The following is an 8173-nucleotide window of genomic DNA, read 5'->3' on the forward strand; positions in this document are numbered from 1 at the left end:
GTTCACGACTAAATAATACCTGTGAACTGGTCTTTTAACCATTGTGAAACCAAAAGAGGGATGCGCTTGGATGTTTCCTGTAAATAATGGACAATAAATACGTAGTCATCCCGATCTTTTAACTGCTGCATTTCTCCCCACCATTCTCCTTCATAACGCACCAGCATGCTTAAATTATAAAGAATAGCAAAATGAGTCAGAAATTCCGGCCACGGGGCCTCGGGCAGCTCGGTGGAAATATTTTTATAGTGATAAATCCACTGCATATAAGGAAGCGGCCGCATAAGTTCATCCATAGAGATTTTCTCTTTATCGGGTTGATAGTTAAACAAGTGAATCGCTGCATAGGGAAACAACCCGTGCGGCTGGATTCTAATATCATCTTCTAAAAAGCGGTAGTGCTGCTTTTTTCGCTTTCTCGTTGATAATCCATGCGCTAATACTTTAGCGGTAGCTGGATATCCCGGGTCCACTGTAAGCAGGCAGCTTTTTAAATAATGAGTCAAACTATAATAATAGAGCAGAGGCTGGACGCTGAGAGGAGTATCTTTAGCAGCTTTCCAGTATTCCTGACCGAAATTTAATCCGTAGATAAACCTTTCTGCATTATTGTAGGCATGCTGCCCGGCTTTGCGATTTTCTATTTTTTCATAACAGGCTGAGAGGAAAGGACGTGTGTGAGCGGTTACTTGCAAATAGGTAAGGATCGCTTCTGTATCTTCTTTCACCAAATTTCTTCTCCTTTCCTTACGAATAGGGGATTTCTCCCATTTTTTTATGCTTGAAAAAGCATAATCTATGTCGTATTGTAAATAACAATAAGTATATGAAATGGAATCATTCTCATTTATTTTACCCACTTTAACCCAAAGTATTTTAATCTCAATAAAGGAGAGGATTAAGCATGCGTGAGGATAAATTTACTAAAGAAGGATTAACGTTTGATGATGTCCTGTTGCTGCCAGCAAAATCGGACGTCCTGCCTCGTGATGTTTCTTTAGCTTCTGAATTATCACCGACTTTAAAGTTAAATACACCGATTATCAGTGCGGGAATGGACTCGGTGACGGAAGCTGCCATGGCTATCGGTATGGCAAGACAAGGGGGACTCGGCGTTATTCATAAGAATATGTCTATTGAGGAACAGGCCGAGCATGTGGACCGTGTCAAGCGTTCAGAAAGCGGCGTTATTACGAACCCATTCTTCCTCACTCCTGAACATCAAGTGTTTGATGCGGAACACTTAATGGGCAAATTCCGTATTTCCGGAGTTCCTATCGTTAATAATATCGAGGAACAAAAGCTGGTTGGGATCATTACCAACCGCGACCTTCGTTTCATCGAAGAGTATTCTATGGCGATTTCGGAAGTCATGACAAGCGAGAATTTAGTCACAGCTCCTGTTGGGACAACGCTTGATGAAGCGGAAAAGATCCTTCAGCAGTATAAGATTGAAAAGCTGCCGATGATTGATAATGAAGGTGTGTTAAAAGGTTTAATAACTATAAAAGATATTGAAAAAGTTATCGAATTTCCATTTGCTGCTAAAGATGAACAAGGACGCCTGCTTGTGGCAGCGGCAGTCGGAGTAACCGCCGACGCCATGACGCGGATTGACAAGCTTGTAGAAGCGAAAGTCGATGCGCTGGTCGTTGATACGGCTCACGGTCATTCTCAAGGGGTTATTGATCAGGTGAAACGAATTCGTGCGAAATATCCGGAGATCAACATCATTGCCGGAAACGTAGCTACAGCAGATGCCACTCGCGAGTTAATTGAAGCGGGGGCAGATGTAGTGAAAGTAGGAATTGGACCCGGATCTATTTGTACAACCCGTGTGGTTGCCGGCGTTGGAGTGCCGCAAATTACAGCGATCAATGACTGTGCGAAAGAGGCAGAGAAATATAACAAACCGGTCATTGCCGATGGCGGTATTAAATTTTCCGGTGATATTGTGAAAGCTCTTGCTGCAGGAGGACATGCTGTTATGCTTGGAAGTCTGCTTGCCGGAGTTTCTGAGAGCCCAGGGGATACAGAGATTTTCCAAGGACGCCGCTTTAAAGTATACCGGGGCATGGGTTCTGTCGGTGCGATGGAAGCAGGCTCTAAGGACCGATATTTCCAAAACGATTCCGAATCTAAAAAATTGGTTCCAGAAGGTATTGAAGGACGTATGCCATATAAAGGACCTCTTGCTGATTCCATCCATCAGCTGCTCGGCGGGCTGCGTTCAGGCATGGGATATTGTGGTACCCCTACCATTGATGCCCTTCGTAACGACGCCAAATTTATAAGAATAACCGGAGCGGGATTGAGAGAAAGTCACCCGCATGATGTTCAAATTACCAAAGAAGCACCAAACTACTCCGTTTGACCTGGTTTTTTATTCATAGACAGGGACTATTCCCTGTCTATTTTTTTGAATATCCATGTGATAAAATAACAAAGATGCATAATATTTTCCGTGGAGGTTGAGAGATTTTGAAACAACGTTTTCAAGTAACAATGGCAGTCACGATGGCCTTTGTTCTTAGTGTGATGGTAATTTTTGCGAATCCTGGATCTACATATGCTGCTTCCGTGGACGTAAACGCGAAATCAGCTATTTTAGTCGATGCAAGTTCTGGTAAGATTTTATTTGAAAAGAATTCAGATTTGACCCTCCCTCCTGCTAGTATGACCAAAATGATGACCGAGTACCTTGTACTTGAAGCCATTGATAAAGGGAAGATTAGCTGGGACACAACGACTCAAATCAGTGATTATCCTTATAGTATATCGGCCAATCCTGGTTTTTCAGGGGTAGGTTTACGACAAAATCATGATTATACAGTACGTGAATTGTACGAAGCAATGGCCATTAATTCAGATAATGCGACCACCATTGCGCTTGCGGAGCTCGTAGCAGGCTCTGAAGCAGAGTTTGTGAAAATGATGAATGAAAAAGCAGCAGAGATGAAACTTCCGGACTATCAATTTGTTAACTCCACTGGTCTATCAAATAAAGATTTAGGAGATAACCGCCCCAAGGGGACAGAACCTGATGCCACGAATTTACTTTCTGCGAAATCTACAGCGCTTCTTGCCTATCATTTAATTCATGATTACCCTAAATCATTAGATGTAACGAGTATGACGACGACAGAATTTGACGGCCAGACGATTCAGAACTGGAACTGGCTGCTTCCGGATATGCCCGGTTACTTAAAGCAGTTTGGATATGAAGGTGTCGATGGTCTGAAAACTGGATTTACCGACTTAGCCGGCTACTGCTTCACCGGTACCGCTAAACGGGACGGACAGCGCTTAATTTCTGTAGTGATGAAAACGGATAGTAAAGAAGCCCGTTTCCAGGAAACAAGAAAGCTATTTGACTATGGTTTTCAGCAATTTAAGCAAAAAGAGCTATACCCGGCTGGATATCAAATCAAAGATAAATCAGAAATCCAGGTAAGCAAAGGGAAAGAAGATCAAGTTGAGGTGGAAGCGAAAGATGCACTCGCCACTGTCGTTAAGAACGGAGACGAGAAACAATACTCTATCAAGTATCACTTTAATAAAGACAAGATTGATAAAGACGGAAAAATAACCGCTCCTGTTAAAAAAGGAGAAAAAGTAGGGACAGCCGAACTTGTTTACAAAGGCGATGAAAAGTATCATAACCTGTTAACTGGTAAAGCGAGTACTACAAAAACAGACTTAGTCACCACATCTTCCGTAGAAAAATCAAATTGGTTTATGCTCGCTCTTGGAGGAATAGGAAACTTCTTCAGTGATATCTTCCACGGAGCTGTTGATACCGTCAAAGGCTGGTTCTAGGAAATAATCCCAGTTTATTTAATAGGATTTACAGCGCTGATGCGTTACAATAGAAAGTAAGAATGATTGGATGTAAAACCAAAGAGTTTTTAAAAATATACAGCTGACCTAGGGAGGAATTTGATTATGTCACAAACAGGTACTGATCGTGTAAAAAGAGGAATGGCCGAAATGCAGAAAGGCGGCGTCATCATGGACGTTGTTAATGCAGAACAGGCAAAAATTGCAGAAGAAGCCGGCGCTGTAGCCGTTATGGCTTTGGAACGTGTTCCAGCGGATATCCGTGCAGCAGGCGGTGTCGCCCGTATGGCGGATCCGACGATTGTAGAAGAAGTGATGAACGCTGTGTCCATTCCAGTAATGGCTAAAGCGCGTATCGGTCACATTTCTGAAGCGCGCGTACTTGAATCTATGGGCGTTGACTATATTGATGAGAGTGAAGTACTAACTCCGGCTGATGACGTTTATCATATTAAAAAAGATGAGTATACGGTACCATTTGTCTGCGGCTGCCGCGACATTGGAGAGGCTGCCCGCCGTATTCGTGAAGGAGCTTCCATGCTTCGTACGAAAGGTGAGCCCGGAACAGGGAACATCGTAGAAGCGGTCAAACACATGCGTCAGGTTCAATCTCAAATTCGTCAGCTTCGCAGCTTATCCGATGATGAAGTGATGGTGTTTGCTAAAGAACACGGTGCGCCTTTCGACCTGCTGATGGAAATCCGTGAAGAAGGACGTCTGCCAGTCGTTAACTTCGCAGCGGGCGGTATTGCTACTCCTTCTGATGCTTCTCTAATGATGCAGTTAGGTGCCGATGGTGTATTCGTCGGTTCTGGGATCTTTAAATCAAATAATCCTGAGAAATTTGCTCGTGCTATTGTTGAAGCGACGACTCATTACGATGATTACAAGCTGATTGGAGAATTATCCAAAGGTCTTGGTACAGCTATGAAAGGGATGGAAATGTCCACCCTGACTCCCGAGCAGCGTATGCAAGAGCGCAGCCAGTAAGAAAAAGGAGAAATGCATCATGATTAAAATCGGTGTATTAGGTCTTCAAGGAGCTTTTCGTGAACATGTCCGTTCTCTTGAAGCCTCCGGTGCAGAAGCCATTGTAGTAAAAAAGAAAGAACAGCTGGATGATCTGGATGGATTAATTGTTCCCGGCGGAGAAAGTACAACCATGCGACGTCTCATTGATAAGTACGGTTTTCTTGAACCTATTCGTCAATTTGGCAACCAGGGAAAACCGATCTTCGGTACATGTGCAGGGTTAATTCTACTTGCCAGTGAAATCGACGGCTCCCAAGATGTTCATTTAGGCTTAATGGATATTCAAGTTCGCAGAAATGCCTTTGGCCGTCAGCGTGAAAGCTTTGAAATCGACCTTGATATTAAAGGGATTGCAGAAGGGTATAACGCGGTCTTTATTCGTGCACCTTATATTGAAGGGGTAGGGAACAATGCAGAAGTACTTGCTACCTATAACGGCCATATCGTTGCCGCGCAGCAGCAGCAGTATTTAGCCTGTTCGTTCCATCCTGAATTGACCGATGACCACCGTCTCACAGAACATTTTGTGAAAATGGCGGAAGAATCGAAAAAATCTCTTGCATCTTGATCTATTTTAGGCTATTGTTATTTAACAAATAAACGTGTTTGATAAAAGCAAAGCGATGATAGGAAACAGTAACAGGTTCGCATTCTTTCTAGAGAGTCAGTGGCTGGTGCAAACTGATAAGAATCTCCTGTGAATCCATCCTTGAGTGTTCAGCTGAAGCCAGTAAGCTGAGCCGGAGCCTCACCGTTATGAGTGTTAAGCAGGAAAGTCAGGAAGTAGACTTTCAACCTGGGTGGTATCGCGGGAACCTTTTACCAAGCTCTCGTCCCTTTTTTAATTAAAGGGGGCGGGAGTTTTTTAATTTTCAGCTCCATTGCCTAGCCTTCATCGACTGCTAGGATAAAAAGCGGTCCACCAACCCTTTTCTTAAGCTTGTCGGGGCTGCTCAGCGTTTTAGTTTTTCCATTAGAATAAAGGAGGAATTTCCATGTTAGACATGAAGCATTTAAGGAAAAATTTTGCCGAAATTAAAGAAAAATTACAGCATAGAGGAGAAGATCTCTCTGATCTCGACCGCTTTGGCGATCTTGACAGCAGACGCCGTGAGCTAATTCAGGAAACAGAAGAATTAAAAGCCAAGCGTAATGAAGTTTCTAAGGAAATCCCTCAGTTAAAAAAAGAGAAGAAAAATGCGGACGATAAAATTAAAGAAATGCGTGAAGTCGGCGACCGAATTAAAGACTTGGATACGGAACTTAAAGACGTAGAGGAACAGCTGGAGAATTTAATGTTATCCATTCCGAATATCCCGCATGAAAGTGTTCCAATTGGTGAAGATGAAGAGGATAACATAGAAGCGCGTCAATGGGGAGATCTTCCGGACTTTGCTTTTGACCCGAAAGCGCACTGGGATGTGGCAACAGAACTTGATATTATCGATTTTGAACGCGCTTCTAAAGTAACCGGCAGCCGTTTCGCCTTCTATAAAGGATTAGGGGCTCGGCTTGAACGTGCCTTGTTAAACTTTATGATGGATCTTCATTCTGATCATCATGGCTATCAGGAAATGCTGCCTCCTCAGATGGTGAACCGTACGTCTATGACCGGAACGGGTCAGCTGCCTAAATTTGAAGAGGATGCGTTTAAAATCGAAGGATGGGATTATTTCCTTGTTCCAACCGCAGAAGTGCCGGTAACCAATTATCACCGAGAAGAAATTTTGTCTGCTGATGAATTACCGCAAAAATATGTGGCCTTCAGCACGAACTATCGATCTGAAGCAGGATCTGCCGGCCGCGATACCCGAGGCTTGATACGTCAGCACCAATTCAATAAAGTCGAACTTGTCCAGCTCGCCAAACCCGAAGACTCTTACCAGTTGCTAGAGGAGCTGACAGGACATGCAGAGAAAGTCCTTCAGCTGTTGAAGCTTCCTTACCGAGTGATGAGCATGTGTACGGGAGATTTAGGATTCACCGCTGCTAAGAAATACGATATTGAAGTGTGGATTCCAAGCTATGAGACCTACCGGGAAATCAGCTCTTGCTCTAACTTCGAAGATTTCCAGGCACGCCGGGCAGGCATCCGTTTCCGCCGTGAGGAAAAAGGCAAGCCGGAATTTGTCCATACCTTAAATGGCTCCGGTCTTGCGATTGGAAGAACTGTAGCGGCAATTCTTGAGAATTACCAGCAGGCAGATGGCTCTGTTGTGATTCCAGAAGTCCTTCGTCCGTATATGGGCGGTAAAGAGGTCATTCAATAAACAAAAGAATTTTATTAGAAGAGTATGGAACATTGACTAAATATCCATTGTAAGGACGAACCGTCAAGGAAAGTGCGGAGGCTTACCTTGGATGACCGCTTCGGAAATACACTCCGCTTTTCGCGGGCGGCTGATTTGCCTCCTCGTGCTTTGCACTCCGGGGTCAAACCTATGCCTTCCTCCCGCAGAAGTCTCCGTGTATTTCCTACGCTGGTTTGTGGTTTATATTTCCACTTTCATACTCCTTTGATTGTTAGCAGGAAAAATCCGAACGGCGAGGGTAGAATGTTCTTAACCTATTATCCTCGTTCGGATTTAATAATGAGTCATCCACCTGCAAAGCAACGAAACCATACAAGGTATGAAAGAGAAAAAGGGAGTTCAATTTGACGGCAGGTAAGGTGATTAGTATAATAATTCAAGTGGTTGTGTCGAAGGAATACGGAATGCTGTAGATTTTTGAAAAAAAGTGGACAGAATTACAGTATTTTATTGACGAATGCGGACAGCCGTGATATATTATTCATTGTCGGTCACACGGAGGAGTACCCAAGTTTGGCTGAAGGGAGCGGTCTTGAAAACCGCCAGGGGGTTTACGCCCCGCGGGGGTTCGAATCCCTCCTCCTCCGCCATATTTTTCAACAATAGCGCATAAATATTGGAGATTTATAGAACAAAAATCGTTACGATGAGTAACGATTTTTTTTGCATTTACAGCCCGGGAGTATAGCTCCCGGGCTTTTTATATTTTTAATCGTTATCGTAATGAGTAAACTGGAGTTGAATTTTTTAGATGAGAATTTAACTATAGTTCTACAAAAGCTCCCAATTCATGAAGACTTAGTTTCGAGACTATAGGTAGAGCTTAGGGGCTGTGGGAAAAGGATCGCTTTCCGTGGGGCGGGCGCTGAGCCTCCTCGAGCAAAGCTCCCGGGGTCTCAGTTGTCCCGCACTTCCCAAAGGAGACTCCTGTGGGAGAACCATGACGCAATTTCCCAGCCCTCTTTATGATTAATAGAGGAACGGAAATA

General features: G+C 43.8%; 6 protein-coding genes, 1 tRNA gene and 1 other annotated feature. Of the genes, 6 read left to right on the forward strand and 1 reads right to left on the reverse strand.

What is annotated here, in order from left to right; translation table 11 throughout:
• Window positions 1-8 precede the first annotated feature (8 nt).
• Window positions 9-728, reverse strand: a complete 720-nt coding sequence (locus Q7A53_RS19715) for a YaaC family protein (protein ID WP_411790924.1) — start codon at window positions 726-728, stop codon at window positions 9-11.
• 176 nt (window positions 729-904) lie between these two features.
• On the opposite strand from Q7A53_RS19715, the gene guaB reads away from it, so the two are divergent.
• The 6 genes from guaB (at window position 905) to Q7A53_RS19745 (ending at window position 7774) form a co-directional block, all read left to right on the forward strand.
• On the forward strand, window positions 905-2374 hold the full coding sequence (gene guaB / locus Q7A53_RS19720; protein WP_411790925.1) for an IMP dehydrogenase: 1470 nt from the start codon (window positions 905-907) through the stop codon (window positions 2372-2374).
• Between the two features lie 107 nt (window positions 2375-2481).
• The gene (locus tag Q7A53_RS19725; RefSeq protein WP_411790926.1) at window positions 2482-3819 is read left to right on the forward strand and encodes a serine hydrolase; all 1338 of its coding nucleotides are present in this window, start codon (window positions 2482-2484) and stop codon (window positions 3817-3819) included.
• A 126-nt stretch (window positions 3820-3945) separates the two neighbouring features.
• On the forward strand, window positions 3946-4830 hold the full coding sequence (gene pdxS, locus Q7A53_RS19730; protein WP_411790927.1) for a pyridoxal 5'-phosphate synthase lyase subunit PdxS: 885 nt from the start codon (window positions 3946-3948) through the stop codon (window positions 4828-4830).
• Window positions 4831-4849: 19 nt separating this feature from the next.
• A complete protein-coding gene (gene pdxT, locus Q7A53_RS19735; protein ID WP_411790928.1) occupies window positions 4850-5440 on the forward strand; it encodes a pyridoxal 5'-phosphate synthase glutaminase subunit PdxT in 591 nt (196 codons plus the stop codon).
• A gap of 46 nt (window positions 5441-5486) precedes the next feature.
• Window positions 5487-5713, forward strand: a binding site (T-box leader).
• A gap of 154 nt (window positions 5714-5867) precedes the next feature.
• Entirely contained in the window at window positions 5868-7142 is a 1275-nt protein-coding gene (gene serS, locus Q7A53_RS19740; protein ID WP_411790929.1) for a serine--tRNA ligase, read from the forward strand.
• A 539-nt stretch (window positions 7143-7681) separates the two neighbouring features.
• Window positions 7682-7774, forward strand: a tRNA-Ser gene (locus Q7A53_RS19745).
• Window positions 7775-8173 lie beyond the last annotated feature (399 nt).

Origin of the sequence: Halobacillus rhizosphaerae, assembly GCF_046719735.1 — a bacterium.
Taxonomy (GTDB): Bacteria; Bacillota; Bacilli; order Bacillales; family Halobacillaceae; genus Halobacillus_B; species Halobacillus_B rhizosphaerae.